Source organism: Actinomadura sp. NPDC000600 (genome assembly GCF_040492135.1).
Classification (GTDB): Bacteria; Actinomycetota; Actinomycetes; order Streptosporangiales; family Streptosporangiaceae; genus Spirillospora.
The window spans coordinates 107,433-120,658 of record NZ_JBEUPD010000003.1 but is presented as its reverse complement, the minus strand read 5'-3'; the positions used below and the strand labels follow the sequence as shown (position 1 = coordinate 120,658).

The window sequence follows — 13,226 nt, the reverse complement described above, 5'->3', positions numbered from 1 at the left end:
CCCGCCCGTTCCGTTTAGCGTCGGGGAGGCAGGTGCAGAAATCCGGGGTGGAAGGCCGCAGTCGAGGGAGAGGCAGTCCTGTGGAAAAGCGTCCGTGGAAGCTCGTGGGCGCCGGACTGCTCTGCCTGGGATTGGTCGCCTGCCACGGCCCGGCCGTCGCGGGGAGCAAGCCGGCACCGTCCTCGAAGGGCGGTTCAGAACTCCGCGGAAAGGTCATCGTGCTCGATCCCGGGCACAACGGCGGGAACGCCGCCCATCCCGAAGTGATCAACAAGAAGGTCTGGGTGGGGAACGGCTACAAGGCCTGCAACACGACCGGCACCGCCACCGCGAACGGCTACGCCGAGCACGCCTTCACCTGGGACGTGTCGAACCGGCTGGCGAAGGTGCTGCGGGCCAAGGGCGCCACGGTGAGGTTGACGCGCGACAGCGACACCGGGGTCGGGCCCTGCGTCACGGAGCGGGCGGCGATCGGGAACCGCGCGCACGCCGACGCGGCGCTGTCGATCCACGGCGACGGGGTCCCGGCGGGCAAGCACGGGTTCCACGTCATCCTGCCGCTGCCCGTGGGCGGGAACAAAGGGATCGTGGCCCCGTCCGCCCGGCTGGGGAAGGCGGTCCGGCTGGGGAAGGCGGTCCGCGACGCCTACCGAGCCGGGACGGACGTGCCCTACGCCAACTATGTCGGGAAGAACGGACTCGACCGGCGGGACGACCTCGGCGGGCTGAACATGTCCACCGTCCCGGTCGTGTTCATCGAATGCGGGAACATGCAAGACCCGGGTGACGCCGCGAAGATGTCGAATGCCGCGTTCCGGCAGCGGATGGCCGAGTCGCTGGCGAAGGGCTTCGAGCACTATCTGCGGTGAGTTTGCCTTTTACGGGGATTCACCGGGACGCATCCGGCTAGGTCCGTCTCATAGAGCACACCGGACGAACGGACGGATCGCCATGAGCCGTAGGCGTGGACGGAGCGAGTCGCCGCCCAACTGGGAACTCCTGCTGGGGCTTGTCGCGACCGGCTTCATCATCTACGTGTGGGTGTGGGCGGCGACGCAGGGCGGCCCGCCCTGGTCCGGGTAGGCGCAAGGCCTTGATCAGGCAGGGCCCTGATCAGGCAGGGGCTTCGCACAGCCGGGCCGCCCCGCACGTCCCGCCCTATCGGGCCAGGAGCGCCCTGAGGTGCTTGGCCACCTGCGCGGGCGCCTCCTCGGCCATGAAGTGGCCGCAGGTGACCGTCTCGTGCTGGAGGTCGGCCGCCCAGGCGCCCCACAGCGCGACGGCGTCGTATCCGAGGGCTGCGCCCCAGTCCTGCTGCAGGACGGTGACCGGCATCCGCAGACGGTTGCCGGCGTCGCGGTCGGCCTGGTCGTGGTCGACGTCGACGCCCGCGGAGGCGCGGTAGTCCGCGACGATCGAGGGGATCGCGGCGCGGCAGGCGTCCAGGTACGCGGCGCGGACGTCGGGCGGGATCGCGGCCGGGTCGTTCGTCCACACGTCGAGGAAGTGGCCGAAGAACGCGTCCGACGCCCCCGCGATCAGCTGCTCGGGCAGGCCGGGCGGCTGCGCCATCAGGTACAGGTGGAAGCCCACGGCGGCCGAGGCGCCGTGCATGACGTCCCACATGTCCAGGGTCGGCAGGACGTCCAGGCAGGCCAGATGGGTGATCGTGTCGGGATGGTCGAGGCCGGCGCGGAAGGCGACGAGCGCGCCGCGGTCGTGGCCGGCGAGGGCGAAGCGGTCGTGGCCGAGGGCGCGGGCGAGGGCGGCGATGTCGGCGGCCATGGTCCGCTTGGAGTAGCCGTCGGACGGTTTGTCGCTCTCGCCGTACCCGCGCAGGTCGGGGACGATGACCGTGTGGTCGGCGGCGAGGTCGCGGGCGACGTGCCGCCACATCAGGTGGGTCTGCGGGAAGCCGTGCAGCAGCACGATCGGGGAGCCCGATCCGCCGACCGCCGCGTTGAGGGACACGCCCTCGGCGACGGGGACGCGCTGGTAGTCGAAATCGCTGATCGTTGGCATGCCGTCCAGGCTGCCGGGCGCGGATGAGCATCCGATGAGCGCTATACCGTGGTGGGCGTGGAGGTCCTGTTCGGGGTGCTCGGGCCGGTGACCGCCTGGGACGGGGCCGGGAACGCGATCGCCCTCAAGGGGCCGCGGCACCGCGCCGTCCTGGCCCGGCTGCTCATCGCGCGCGGGCGCGTGGTCCCGGTGTCCCGGATCGTGGACGATCTGTGGATCGACCCGCCGTCGGACGCGGTGGGGGCCGTCCGCACCTTCGTGGCGGCCCTGCGGCGCGTCCTCGAACCCGGCCGCCCGCCGCGCACGCCGCCCCGGCTGCTGGTCACCGAGGGGCCGGGATACGCGCTGCGCGCCGCCCCGGACGCCGTGGACGCCTGGCGGTTCGAGCGGGTCGTGGCCTCCGACCGTCCACCCGCGGAGCTGGCAGAGGCGCTGGACGAGGCGCTCGGCTGGTGGCGCGGCCCCGCCTACGCCGAGTTCGCCGACGAGCCGTGGGCGCGGGCGGAGCACTCCCGGCTGGCCGAATTGCGGCTGCGCGCCATCGAGCGGAGGGCAGAAGCGCGGCTCGCGCAAGGTATGGCCGCCGAGGCCGTACCGGACCTGGACGCGCACGTCGCCGAGCATCCCTGGCGCGAGGACGCCTGGCGCCTACTGGCGCTCGCCCTGTACCGCACGGGCCGCCAAGGTGATGCGCTGGCCGTGCTCCATAGGGCCCGTACGCTTCTGGTCGAGCAACTGGGGTTGGACCCCAGCCCAGCCTTGCGCCGCCTAGAGGAGGACATCCTCCGCCAGGCCGACCACCTGCAACCCTCCCGGGACGCGGCGTCGCGCGTGTGGGCGCAGGCGGCGGAGGCGTATGACCGCACGGTCGCGTCCGGGTCGCGCGCCCGGCTGGAGTCGACGGTCGGGCTCCTGCGGAACCTCGCGGTGACCGGCGCCGGGGGCCTGGAGGCGGCCCGCGAGCAGCGCCTCGCGGCGATCACGGCCGCCGAGGAACTGGGCGACGCGGAGCTGACCGCCCGGGTGATCGGCGCCTTCGACGTCCCGGCGATCTGGACGAGGTCGGACGATCCGCGCCAGGCGGCCGGGGTGGTCGCGGCGGCGGAGCGCGCCCTCGCCAGGCTGCCGCGCGGGCACGAGGCCGCGCGGGCCCGGCTCCTGGCCACGATCGCGCTGGAGTCGCGCGGCGCCCGCGGCGACCGGGGGCGCGAGGCGGCGCGGGAGGCGGAGCGGATCGCCCGCGACCTGGACGATCCGGCCCTCCTGGCGTTCGCGCTGAACGGCGCGTTCATGCAGGCGTTCGACCGGGCGGGGCTGGCGCCGCGCCGGGACGGGATCGGCGCCGAGCTCGTGGACCTGGCGGAGCGAGGCGGCCTGTCGAGCTACGAGGTGCTCGGGCATCTCGTCCGGCTCCAGGCCCGCGGCGCGCTCGGGGACTTCGGCGGGGCGGACCGGCACGCGGCCGCCGCCGACCGCCTGGCCGAGCGGCACGAGCGCCCGCTGGTCGGCGTGTTCACGACCTGGTACCGGGCTCTGCGGCTCGCCGCGTCCGGTGAGGCCTCGTTCGAGGAGGCGGAGGACGCCTACCGTGGCGCCGCCGAGAACATGCGGGGCTGCGGGATGCCTGGGCTTGAGGGCGGTCTGCTGCCGCTCGCCCTCCTGTGCCTGCGCGTCCAGCACCGGCGTCCCGCACAGACCGAGCCGGCCGACTGGGGACCTTACCTGTCCTGGGCGCGCCCCCTGGTGCTGCTGGCGCGCGGCCGTCCCGGCGAGGCCGCCGCGGCGCTGCGGGACGTCCCCGACCCGCCCCGGGACCTGATGTTCGAGGCCCTGTGGTGCCTCACCGCACAGGCCGCCATCGCCGTCGGCGACCATGCGGCGATGCGGCGCGCGCATGGCGAGCTCGCCCCGGCCGCGGGCGAGCTGGCGGGCGCGCAGAGCGGGCTGCTCACCCTCGGCCCGGTCTCCCGCCACCTGGACGACCTCGCCGCCGCCCTCGGCGAATGACCCGGTCCCCGGCCTCTTCGCAGGGTTTACCTGGCGCAGACCTTCGCCGTTCCCCCGCCGGGTAGGGCGCCAGCGAGAACTGCGAGAGGAGACAGGCGTCGTGACGGACGTTGCGAGCATGGGGCCACAGCCGGGGGACGACCGTCCGGTGCTGACCAACCGGCAGGGCCACCCGGTCTACGACAACCAGAACCAGCGCACGGTCGGCTCCCGGGGCCCGGCCACCCTGGAGAACTATCAGTTCCTTGAGAAGATCAGCCACTTCGACCGCGAGCGCATCCCGGAGCGGGTCGTCCACGCGCGCGGCGTGACGGCGTATGGGTTCTTCGAGTCGTACGGGAAGTGGGGCGACGAGCCGGTCACGAACTTCACCCGCGCCGCCCTTTTCCAGGGAGAGGGCAAGCGCACGCCGATCGCGCTGCGGTTCTCCACGGTCATCGGCGGGCGCGACTCGGCGGAGACGGCCCGCGACCCGCGCGGGTTCGCCATCAAGTTCTACACCGAGGACGGCAACTGGGACCTCGTCGGCAACAACCTGGCGGTCTTCTTCATCCGGGACGCCATCAAGTTCCCCGACGTCATCCACGCGCTCAAGCCCGACCCGGTGACGTTCCGCCAGGAGCCCGCGCGCATCTTCGACTTCATGTCGCAGACGCCGGAGTCGATGCACATGCTCGTCAACCTGTTCAGCCCGCGCGGCATCCCGGCCGACTACCGGCACATGCAGGGGTTCGGCGTGAACACCTACAAGTGGGTGAACCAGGCGGGCGAGACCAAGCTCGTGAAGTACCACTGGATGCCGAAGCAGGGCGTGCGCAGCATGACGGCCGAGGACGCGGCCGCGGTGCAGGCCGACGACCTCGGGCACGCGACAAGGGATCTGAAGGACGCCATCGAACGCGGGGAGTTCCCGGAGTGGGAGCTGGTCGTCCAGATGATGGACGACCACGAGCATCCGGAGCTGGACTTCGATCCCCTCGACGACACGAAGGTGTGGCCGGAGAACGACTTCCCGCCGAAGCCGGTCGGGCGGATCGTCCTCGACCGCAACGTGGAGGACACCTTCGCCGAGAACGAGCAGATCTCGTTCGGTACGGGCGTCCTGGTCGACGGGCTCGACTTCTCCGACGACAAGATGCTCGTCGGACGGACGTTCTCCTACAGCGACACCCAGCGCCACCGGGTCGGCCCGAACTACCTGCAACTGCCCGTCAACCGCGCCAAGGGCGCCCATGTGCGAACGAACCAGCGCGACGGGCAGATGACGTACCACGTGGACGCCGGCGGCTCGAACCCCCACGTGAACTACGAGCCGTCCATCACCGGCGGCCTGCGCGAGGACGAGTACCCGACGCACGACGAGCAGGGCCCGGAGATCACGGGGCGGCTCACCCGCAAGCGCATCGCCCGCGCGAACGACTACAAGCAGGCGGGGCAGCGCTACCTGCTGATGGAGGAGTGGGAGCGCGACGACCTGGTGCGCAACCTCGTCGAGCAGATCTCGCAGTGCGCGCGTCCCGTCCAGGAGCGGATGGTGTGGCACTTCCTCCTCGTCGAGGACGATCTGGGATTGCGCGTCGGCGAGGGGCTCGGCATCTCCTCCGACGACGTCCGGCACCTCGGCCCGCTGCCCGGGCAGGACCTCACCGACGAGGACCAGCAGCGGTTGAAGAACCTCGGCCAGAACGGCTCGCGGGACGTCAACGGCCTGAAGATGACGCACTGCGTCCCCAACGAGAGAGCCGTCCGACGGCGCTAGTCAGAGGGCGAGCAGGAGCTTGCCGATGGTGGCACGGTCCGCGAGGTCGCGGTGGGCCCGGGCGGCCTCGGCCAGCGGGTAGGAGGCGTGGAGGCGCGGGCGGAGCCGGCCGGCGGCGACCTGGCGGAGGAGGTAGGCGAACCGGTCCTCCAGTTCCGCCCGGCTGACGACGAAGTCGGCGAGCGTGGGCCGGGCCAGCAGGACCGAACCCGCCCGGGCCAGCCGCTGCGGCTCCACCGGCGGCACCTGGCCGCTGGAGGCACCGAAGAGCACCAGCGTCCCCCGCCGCCGCAGCGCCTCCAGTGAATCGTCGAAAGTGCTCGCGCCGACTCCGTCGTAGACCGCGTGGGCTCCGGCACCGTCCGTGAGCCGCCGTACTTCCGCGGCGAATCCGTCGTAGCCGAGCACGTGGTCAGCGCCCGCGTCTCGGGAGGCCGCCGCCTTGGCGGCGGAGGAGACGGTGGTCAGGACGGTGGCCCCGAGGGCCTTGGCGAGCTGGGTGAGCAGCAGCCCCACCCCGCCGGCGCCGGCGTGGACCAGCACGGTGTCCCCGGGGGCGATGCGGTAGGAGGCGGTCGCCAGGTATTGCGCGGTCATTCCCTGCAAGGGGAGGGCGGAGGCCACCTCGTCGGCGACGGTGTCCGGTATCGGGAGCGCCTTGGCCGCGGGAACGGCGACGTACTCGGCGTATGACCCGGGCACGCCCTCCCAGGCCACCCGGTCCCCGGGCCGTATTCCCGCCACGTCGGCGCCCACGGCCACCACCTGCCCCGCGCCCTCGCCTCCGGGCACGAACGGCACCGGACGGGGATACACGCCTGAGCGCTGGTAGACGTCGATGTAGTTGACCCCGGCATAGGCGACTCGGACCAGCACCTGGTCGCGGGTCGGCCCGGGTTCCTCCACTTCGCTGAACTTCAGGGCCGATGGACCGCCCGGCGAAGAGACGACGATCGCCTTCACCGGTGGAAGCCCTCGATGAGCCGCTGTACCCGCAGGCCGGCGGAGAAGTCGGCCAACGTGGTCGGCTCACCCCGGACCGCTCTGGCGAACTCGGTCAACCGGGTCCGTTCATCACCCCGCGGACCGTCCGGCGTGACCTCCCGCCAGCCGGCCCCGTCGCCTTTGAGAAGCCGCCCCCATTCGGTGATCCGGTAGGAGGCCTTGGATCCGTACAGCGTCCACTCGTAAGTCTCCGGCCCGGCGGCCACCTGCCCGGACACCCGTACCGGCACCCCGTCGGCCGCCGCCAGGAGCCCGCTCGCCGTCGTCTCGGCGGCGGGCCCGTAGTCGATCCGGGTGTGCGACCGGGTCAGCGGGCCCAGCAGGCGGTCGGTAAGGAACAGGTAGTGCGAGGCGACCTCGCGCAAGAAGCCGCCCTGCTCCCGACCGGCCACCCAGGCGGCTTCTCGCTGGAAGGCGCGCGGCCATTCCGGGAACAGCAACCGAACGTCCACGCCCAGCACCGTGCCGACTTCGCCGGCGCGCAGCGCCCGACCGACCTCGACCGAGGCGGCGCGGTCGGAGAGCACGAAGTTGAGCGCGTTCACCGCCTCGAGTTCCGCGGCGACCGAGACCATCTCGGCGCCCTCGTCGAGGTCGACGGCGAGCGGTTTCTCGCAGAAGACGGCCTTGCCCGCCTTCATCGCCTGGACGGCGTAGCCGGCATGGGTCGAGGGCGGCGAGGCGATGTAGACCGCGTCGATGTCCGGATGGTCGATCACACGTTGGGCGTCCCGTGTATGCGCGATGCCACCGGGCGCCGACCGGGCCGGGTCGGCGGCCAGCACCACCTCGTACTCGGGATGGTCGATCGCGATGCCGAGCATCTCAGAGCCCATGGCGCCCAAGCCGATGACGCCCAGGCCGATTACCTGCCGATTCATGCGCATCAGGCTGCCGCCCAAGAAAGCATCAGCACAAGCGATGATTTGTTAACGACGATGAAGTCTCACTGTATTGTCGGCTCATGCTCGACGTTCACCGGCTGATGGTGCTGCGCTCCGTCGTGGAGACCGGCTCGATCCAGGCCGCCGCCGCGCACCTGGGCTACTCGCCCTCGGCGATCAGCCAGCACCTGGCCGCTCTCCAGCGTGAAACCGGCACGGTGCTGATGGAGCGGATCGGCCGGGGCGTCCGGCCGACCGCGGCGGGACGGCTGCTGGCCACCCACGCCGAGCGGATCCAGAACCAGATCTCCGAGGCCGAGACCGCCCTCGCCGACCTTCGCGCAGGCAAGACCCGGCGCCTGGTGATCCGCTACTTCGCCACGGCGGGAGCGACGCTCATACCGCCGGTCATGGTCGACTTCAGCCGCCGCTTCCCGGACGTGCGGGTGGATCTGCGGCTCGGCAAGGGCCTCGGCAACGAGGGCGCCGACGCCGAGATCCTGGTGCTGCCCGGCACCGCCGGGGTGCCGGCCGGGTTCCGCGCGATCCACCTGCTCGACGACCCCTATGGAGTGGTGCTCCCGCCCGGCCATCCGCTCGCCGGGGAGGAGAAGGTGGAGTTGGCCCGGCTCAGCCGTGAGCCGTGGATCGACAACGAGACGCCCAGCACGCTCTGCCGGGAGATCGTCCTCGACGCCTGCGGTGCGGCCGGGTTCAGCCCGCATTTCGCCGTGGAAGCCCACGACTACTCCTCGGCCGTCGCCTTCGTCGCCGCCGGGCTGGGCGTGACCGTCCTCCCCCGACTCGCCCTGAGCGCCACCGCCACCAGCGATCTGACCTGGCGCCCGGTCGTCCGTCCGATCCCGCAGCGCGAGATCTACGTCGTGGTCAAGGAGCACGCCGCGGGCCATCCGGCGCTGGCCGCCTTCGTCGCCCTGCTCCAAGCCGAGGCCGCACAAAGGAGCGCCTCGATCACCGCCGCGGCGGGAAGCCGTAGGGAGCGGAAACTGTCGAAGGACGATGAGCGCTGACCATCGGTCCCCGAACGAGAGAGCCGTCCGGCGGCGTTAATAACGCGCGCCGTTCGCCGGGGCGTGCGGGGTCAGTTCTCGGAGACGAGGGTGTAGAGGCGGCACACGCCGTCGCGGCGGCCGGCGCGGTGGTGGCCCTCGACGGCGGCCTGGACGATCCGGCCCTCGGCGCTGAACGCCTGCTCCATGACGTCGACGTACTCGGCCGTGGGCGGGTAGAGGCGGGCGGCGGCGCCGGCCGTGCGGCGGATGAGGACGCGGGCGCCGGTGCGCAGCGCGGACTCGAAGTGGCGGACGTCGTGCCCGGCGCGGGCCTCGCTGGCGCCGAGGGCGCGGAAGGCGTCGAGCACGGCGCCGGTCTCGCGGGCGCCGGTGTAGGCGGCGAGGGCGTCCCGGACGAGGAAGAGGATCTCGCGCGGCCGCAGGTGCGTGTAGGCGGGGACGCGCTCGGCGATCTCCCCGGCGACCTCGGCGGTGATCTCGTCGAGGTGGTCGGTGAGGAACTGGTCCAGAGTGGGCTGCATGGCGCGTCCCCTCTCGTTGCTCGTCCCCGGTCGCGACCGGGAGCGTTGGCCGAGAGCACACCGATCCGGGCGGATGCGGTGAGGTTATGTTACCGACGCGTAGGTCGAATTCGCTGCCCTATTCGGCGAAATATCGCTAAGCGGGATTAGCGGCTCGTCCTTCGGTGACCAATAGGACGATCGTCTCCCCGTGGCCGGACGCTAGGAGCGGGCGACGGTCCGGTGTCAGAGCTGCGCGGGCGCCGGCGAGGGAGGCGGCACCGCAGGGCCCCGCCGGAACCCCGAGAGCGGCCAGGTCGCGCGCCGCGCGGGCTGTGGACGCGTCGGTGACCGCTACCGCGGCGTCCAGGCCGGAGTGTAGGACGGGCCAGGCGAGGGTCGACGGAGTTGCGCAGTTCAGGCCCGCCATTGTGGTCGATCCCGTCTCGACGGTCAGCGGCCTGTCCTGATGGAGGCTCGCCAATACGCAGGGCGCCGCATCGGGTTCGACGGAGAGCAACGTAGGGGCAGACCGTCCGGAGCGGTAGTGAGTCACAGCCGCCTGGGCCAACGACCCAACTCCCACTGGAATGGCCACAAGACCTGCTGGGGCAGCCCCAGCGTCAGCGAGTTGTTCGTCTATCTCGGTGAAGAGCGTGGAGTAGCCCTCGACGATCCACTGCGGCACTCGTTCGTAGCCGGGCCAGGCCGTGTCCTGGACGAGCAGCGCCGACGGATCGGACGCCGCGGTGTCGGCGGCCGTCCGCACGGCCTCGTCGTAGGGGACCGGTACCTCGGTGACGGCCGCGCCCTCCGCCTTGATCGCGGCCACGGCCTCGGGGTGGACGCCGTACGGGACGAAGACGTCCGCCGGAAGCCCCAGCAGCCGGGCCATCGCCGCGACCGCGCGCCCGTGGTTGCCGTCCGTCGCCGTGACGAGCCGGACATCCGGCCGCATGGACCGCAGGGCCGCGAGGGAGGTGTCCGCAGGCGCGAGGCCCAGGCGGTCGCAGAGCCCGCGGTGGACGCCCCACGAGGCGCCGAGGATCTTGAAGGCGGGCAGCCCGAGGCGCGCCGACTCGTCCTTGACGAACAGCCGTCGCGTGCCGAGTTCTGCCGCCAGGGACGGCAGTTCCACGAGCGGCGTCGGGGCGTGGCCGGGCAGCGTCCGATGGAAGGCGGCGACGTCGCGCGGCGCGGGCGGGCATGTCCAGTCGCGCGCCGCCGGGCGGGCGTACCAGGACGAACGGGCAAGCGAGGCGGGAGCCGTGGCCATGGCGACCACGGTGCCGTACGGCATCCGATCGGTCCAGCGAATGTTTCCGAGCGATAATCGTCATTCATACCGATGAATGGAGCGTTCATGCTGGACCTGCACCGGCTCCGGCTCCTGCGCGAGCTGAAGCACCGGGGGACGCTCGCCGCCGTCGCCGAGGCCCTGTCCTACAGCCCGTCCTCGATCTCGCAGCAGCTGTCCGTGCTGGAGAGGGAGGCGGGGGTGCCGCTGCTGGAGCCGGTGGGGCGCCGCGTCCGGCTGACCGCGCAGGCCGAGATCCTCGTCGCGCACACCGAGGCGGTGCTGGAGCGCCTCGAACGGGCGGAGGCCGACCTCGCCGCGTCCCTGCACGGCATCACCGGGGTCCTGCGGGTCGCCGCGTTCCAGACGGCCGCGCTGGCGCTCGTCCCCGACGCGCTCAGCGTCCTCCGCGACGCCCATCCGCGGCTCCGGATCGAGGTCACCCAGCGGGAGCCCGAGAGCGCCCTGCCCGCCCTGCCGGCCCGCGACTTCGACCTGGTGATCACCGAGGAGTACCCGGGCGACCCGAGCCCCCGCCCCGCCGGCGTCGACCACGAGGAGTTCGGGACGGACGAGATCCGCCTCGCCCTCCCGCCGCGGACGCCGGACGCGGCCCTGCGCGACCTGGCGGAAAGCCCGTGGGTGATGGAGCCGGAGGGCACGGCGTCGCGGCGGTGGGCGACGCGGCTGTGCCGGGAGGCCGGGTTCGAGCCGGATGTACGGTTCGAGTCGACGGACCTGCTGCTGCACCTGCGGCTGGTCGAGCGCGGCCACGCCGCCGCGCTGCTGCCGGGCCTGGTGTGGCAGGGCCGCCCGCCCGCCGTGCCGGTCGTCCGGCTGCCGGAGGAGCACCGGACGCGGCGCCTGTTCACCGCGTCCCGCCGCGGAGGCGGATCGCACCCGGCCGTGCGCGCCTTCCGCGAAGCGCTCGCGGCCGGATTCTCGGCCCGACCCTGAGATCCGCCCAGGTCAGGAGCATTCCCGACGTCCTCCTAAGGATCGGCCGGGGTAGAGAATCGGGGTTTTCCCCTATGGCGGTGAATCCGCGCGGCATGCAGAGTCGTACTCAGAGAGAAGGGTGACGAGGAAGTCTCCTGCAGCAGGAAGGCAGTTCGATGTCGACCACGCCGAGCACCATGCCGATGACCGCGTCCGACCTCGCCGAGATCCTGTTCACCTCCCCGCTGCAGGCGTCCGACCACCCCTCCGCCGAGCAGGTCCGCACGGCGATCGACGACCGGTTCGGGGCCTGCGGCGGGGACAGCTCCGCGTGGGTCGCCGCCGTCGCCCAGGAGGCGGGCGACCACCCCGAGACCTTCACGGCCCGGATGCGCTGGGCCCTCACCACCGTGTACGAGGCCTATCCCGACCTGACCACCGCCGCCTGACCCCGGGAGGGACCATGCGCTCACCGTTCGCCGACCGCCGCGAGGACATCCTCCCGCGCTCGCTCGCCGACCTGCTCGCCGCCGACGCGCCCCGCGCGGCCGACGAGACGCCCCGGCGCCGGCAGCGCCGCACCAGGACCGTGCGGCGCGTCACGTAGCCGGCGCCCAGGGGGTCAGTGGCGCGACTTGGTCTTCTTGCTCGTCTTGCTCGTCTTGTGCTTCGTCGAGTGCTTCTTCTTGTGGCCGCCGCCGTCCGACTCCCACTCGTACCCGGGGGTGTTGTTCTTGCAGAAGCGGTCGCTGACCTTCGTGTCGGTCGCGTCGTGCTCGCACCAGCGGTCCTGACCGCAGGCCGTCAGCCCGAACGCGGCGACCAGGCCGACGAGCGCGAGGGCCGCGGAACGGGTTCTCAACATCTTTCGCCTCTCTGTCAGGGGTCGTCGATGACGACGGGGGATCTGACGTGCGCGAACGCGCACGCGTTCCCTCGCCGTGCGAGACGGGACGTGGCCGGGTCCGGCCGCGAACTATGCTGGCCGCCGTGACCGAAGAGCCGACGGAGGAACAGGGCGGCCATGCCGGCGCCGGCGCCCGCGAGTACCGCATCGGCGAACTCGCCAAGGCCGCGGGGGTCCCGGTCCGGACCCTGCGCTACTACCAGGAGCGCAAGCTGCTGCCCCCGCCCCGGCGCGAGGGACGCATCGGCCTGTACTCCGAGGACCACCTCGCCCGCCTCCGCATGATCGGGAACCTGCTGGACCGCGGGCACACCCTGGAGGGCATCCGCGAGCTGCTCGCGGCGTGGGAGCAGGGCCGCGACATCGGCGCCGTCCTCGGCGTCGAGAAGGCGGTCACGACCCCGTGGTCGAACGAGGTCCCGGTGACGATGACGCTGGACGAGCTGGCCGCGCTCTTCCCCGGCGAGGTCGGCCCGGAGTCCGTCGCGCGGGCCGTCGAGCTCGGCCACATCGAGGTGGACGGCGACCGCGTCACCCACTGGAGCCGCCGCCAGCTCGACGCGACCGTGACGCTCGTCCGCGCCGGGGTTCCGCTGGACGCCGTGCTGTCGGCGGGCCAGGAGCTCCAGCGCAGCATGGACGACCTCGCCGCGATGTTCGTCCGGCTGATCACGACGCATGTCGTCGGGCGCCTGGACGAGGCCGTCGACGACCGGCACCTCGGGGCCCTCACCGACACCATCGCCCGGCTGCGCCCGGGGGCCCAGGTCACGGTCGAGGCCGGGTTCGCGCGGGCCATGGACCGGCAGGTCCGCGCCGCGATCGACGAGCTGCTCGGCCGGCTGACCACTCCCTGATCCGATCTTTACCGG

At 72.3% G+C, this 13,226-nt stretch carries 15 protein-coding genes; 9 read left to right on the top strand and 6 right to left on the bottom strand.

Translation table 11 applies throughout. The features are described from left to right. The first annotated feature begins 80 nt into the window (after nt 1-80). On the top strand, nt 81-869 hold the full coding sequence (locus ABWI07_RS05780) for an N-acetylmuramoyl-L-alanine amidase (RefSeq protein WP_353817832.1): 789 nt from the start codon (nt 81-83) through the stop codon (nt 867-869). 82 nt (nt 870-951) lie between these two features. After that, the gene (locus ABWI07_RS05775) at nt 952-1,083 is read left to right on the top strand and encodes a hypothetical protein (protein WP_353817831.1); all 132 of its coding nucleotides are present in this window, start codon (nt 952-954) and stop codon (nt 1,081-1,083) included. Between the two features lie 75 nt (nt 1,084-1,158). Here the strand turns inward: ABWI07_RS05775 and ABWI07_RS05770 are convergent, their stop codons facing one another. Beyond that, nucleotides 1,159-2,022: an alpha/beta fold hydrolase gene (locus tag ABWI07_RS05770; RefSeq protein ID WP_149262903.1), complete on the bottom strand. Its 864-nt coding sequence runs from the start codon at nt 2,020-2,022 to the stop codon at nt 1,159-1,161. Nucleotides 2,023-2,079: 57 nt separating this feature from the next. Between ABWI07_RS05770 and ABWI07_RS05765 the strand changes: the two genes are divergently transcribed. Both ABWI07_RS05765 and ABWI07_RS05760 read left to right on the top strand, forming a co-directional pair. Further along, a complete protein-coding gene (locus tag ABWI07_RS05765) occupies nt 2,080-4,029 on the top strand; it encodes an AfsR/SARP family transcriptional regulator (protein WP_353817830.1) in 1,950 nt (649 codons plus the stop codon). Between the two features lie 100 nt (nt 4,030-4,129). After that, nucleotides 4,130-5,788 carry a catalase gene (locus ABWI07_RS05760; RefSeq protein ID WP_353817829.1) on the top strand — a complete coding sequence of 553 codons (1,659 nt, stop codon included), beginning with the start codon at nt 4,130-4,132 and terminating at the stop codon, nt 5,786-5,788. On the opposite strand, the gene ABWI07_RS05755 is transcribed toward ABWI07_RS05760, so the two are convergent. Both ABWI07_RS05755 and ABWI07_RS05750 read right to left on the bottom strand, forming a co-directional pair. After that, the gene (locus tag ABWI07_RS05755; protein ID WP_149262901.1) at nt 5,789-6,751 is read right to left on the bottom strand and encodes a quinone oxidoreductase family protein; all 963 of its coding nucleotides are present in this window, start codon (nt 6,749-6,751) and stop codon (nt 5,789-5,791) included. Further along, the gene (locus ABWI07_RS05750) at nt 6,748-7,674 is read right to left on the bottom strand and encodes a Gfo/Idh/MocA family protein (protein ID WP_353817828.1); all 927 of its coding nucleotides are present in this window, start codon (nt 7,672-7,674) and stop codon (nt 6,748-6,750) included. The genes ABWI07_RS05755 and ABWI07_RS05750 overlap by 4 nt, the downstream gene beginning before the upstream one ends. Before the next feature lie 83 nt (nt 7,675-7,757). Between ABWI07_RS05750 and ABWI07_RS05745 the strand changes: the two genes are divergently transcribed. Further along, nucleotides 7,758-8,708 carry a LysR family transcriptional regulator gene (locus tag ABWI07_RS05745; protein ID WP_353817827.1) on the top strand — a complete coding sequence of 317 codons (951 nt, stop codon included), beginning with the start codon at nt 7,758-7,760 and terminating at the stop codon, nt 8,706-8,708. 71 nt (nt 8,709-8,779) lie between these two features. Here ABWI07_RS05745 and ABWI07_RS05740 read toward each other — a convergent pair whose 3' ends face one another. Further along, on the bottom strand, nt 8,780-9,232 hold the full coding sequence (locus tag ABWI07_RS05740; protein WP_149262898.1) for an RsbRD N-terminal domain-containing protein: 453 nt from the start codon (nt 9,230-9,232) through the stop codon (nt 8,780-8,782). A 136-nt stretch (nt 9,233-9,368) separates the two neighbouring features. After that, complete coding sequence (locus ABWI07_RS05735) at nt 9,369-10,487, bottom strand: pyridoxal-phosphate dependent enzyme (protein WP_353817826.1); 1,119 nt, start codon at nt 10,485-10,487, stop codon at nt 9,369-9,371. Between the two features lie 87 nt (nt 10,488-10,574). On the opposite strand from ABWI07_RS05735, the gene ABWI07_RS05730 reads away from it, so the two are divergent. The 3 genes from ABWI07_RS05730 (at nt 10,575) to ABWI07_RS05720 (ending at nt 12,054) form a co-directional block, all read left to right on the top strand. Further along, the gene (locus tag ABWI07_RS05730) at nt 10,575-11,465 is read left to right on the top strand and encodes a LysR family transcriptional regulator (protein WP_149262896.1); all 891 of its coding nucleotides are present in this window, start codon (nt 10,575-10,577) and stop codon (nt 11,463-11,465) included. Nucleotides 11,466-11,623: 158 nt separating this feature from the next. After that, nucleotides 11,624-11,896 (top strand): hypothetical protein, encoded by a 273-nt coding sequence (locus ABWI07_RS05725; RefSeq protein WP_353817824.1) that lies wholly within the window; start codon nt 11,624-11,626, stop codon nt 11,894-11,896. Nucleotides 11,897-11,910: 14 nt separating this feature from the next. Further along, the gene (locus ABWI07_RS05720; protein WP_160161104.1) at nt 11,911-12,054 is read left to right on the top strand and encodes a hypothetical protein; all 144 of its coding nucleotides are present in this window, start codon (nt 11,911-11,913) and stop codon (nt 12,052-12,054) included. A 15-nt stretch (nt 12,055-12,069) separates the two neighbouring features. Here the strand turns inward: ABWI07_RS05720 and ABWI07_RS05715 are convergent, their stop codons facing one another. Further along, nucleotides 12,070-12,312, bottom strand: coding sequence for a hypothetical protein (locus ABWI07_RS05715; RefSeq protein WP_149262894.1), 243 nt, complete (start codon nt 12,310-12,312; stop codon nt 12,070-12,072). A 125-nt stretch (nt 12,313-12,437) separates the two neighbouring features. Here ABWI07_RS05715 and ABWI07_RS05710 point away from each other — a divergent pair, with 125 nt between their 5' ends. Beyond that, entirely contained in the window at nt 12,438-13,211 is a 774-nt protein-coding gene (locus tag ABWI07_RS05710; RefSeq protein WP_235037210.1) for a MerR family transcriptional regulator, read from the top strand. The last annotated feature ends 15 nt before the right edge of the window (nt 13,212-13,226 follow it).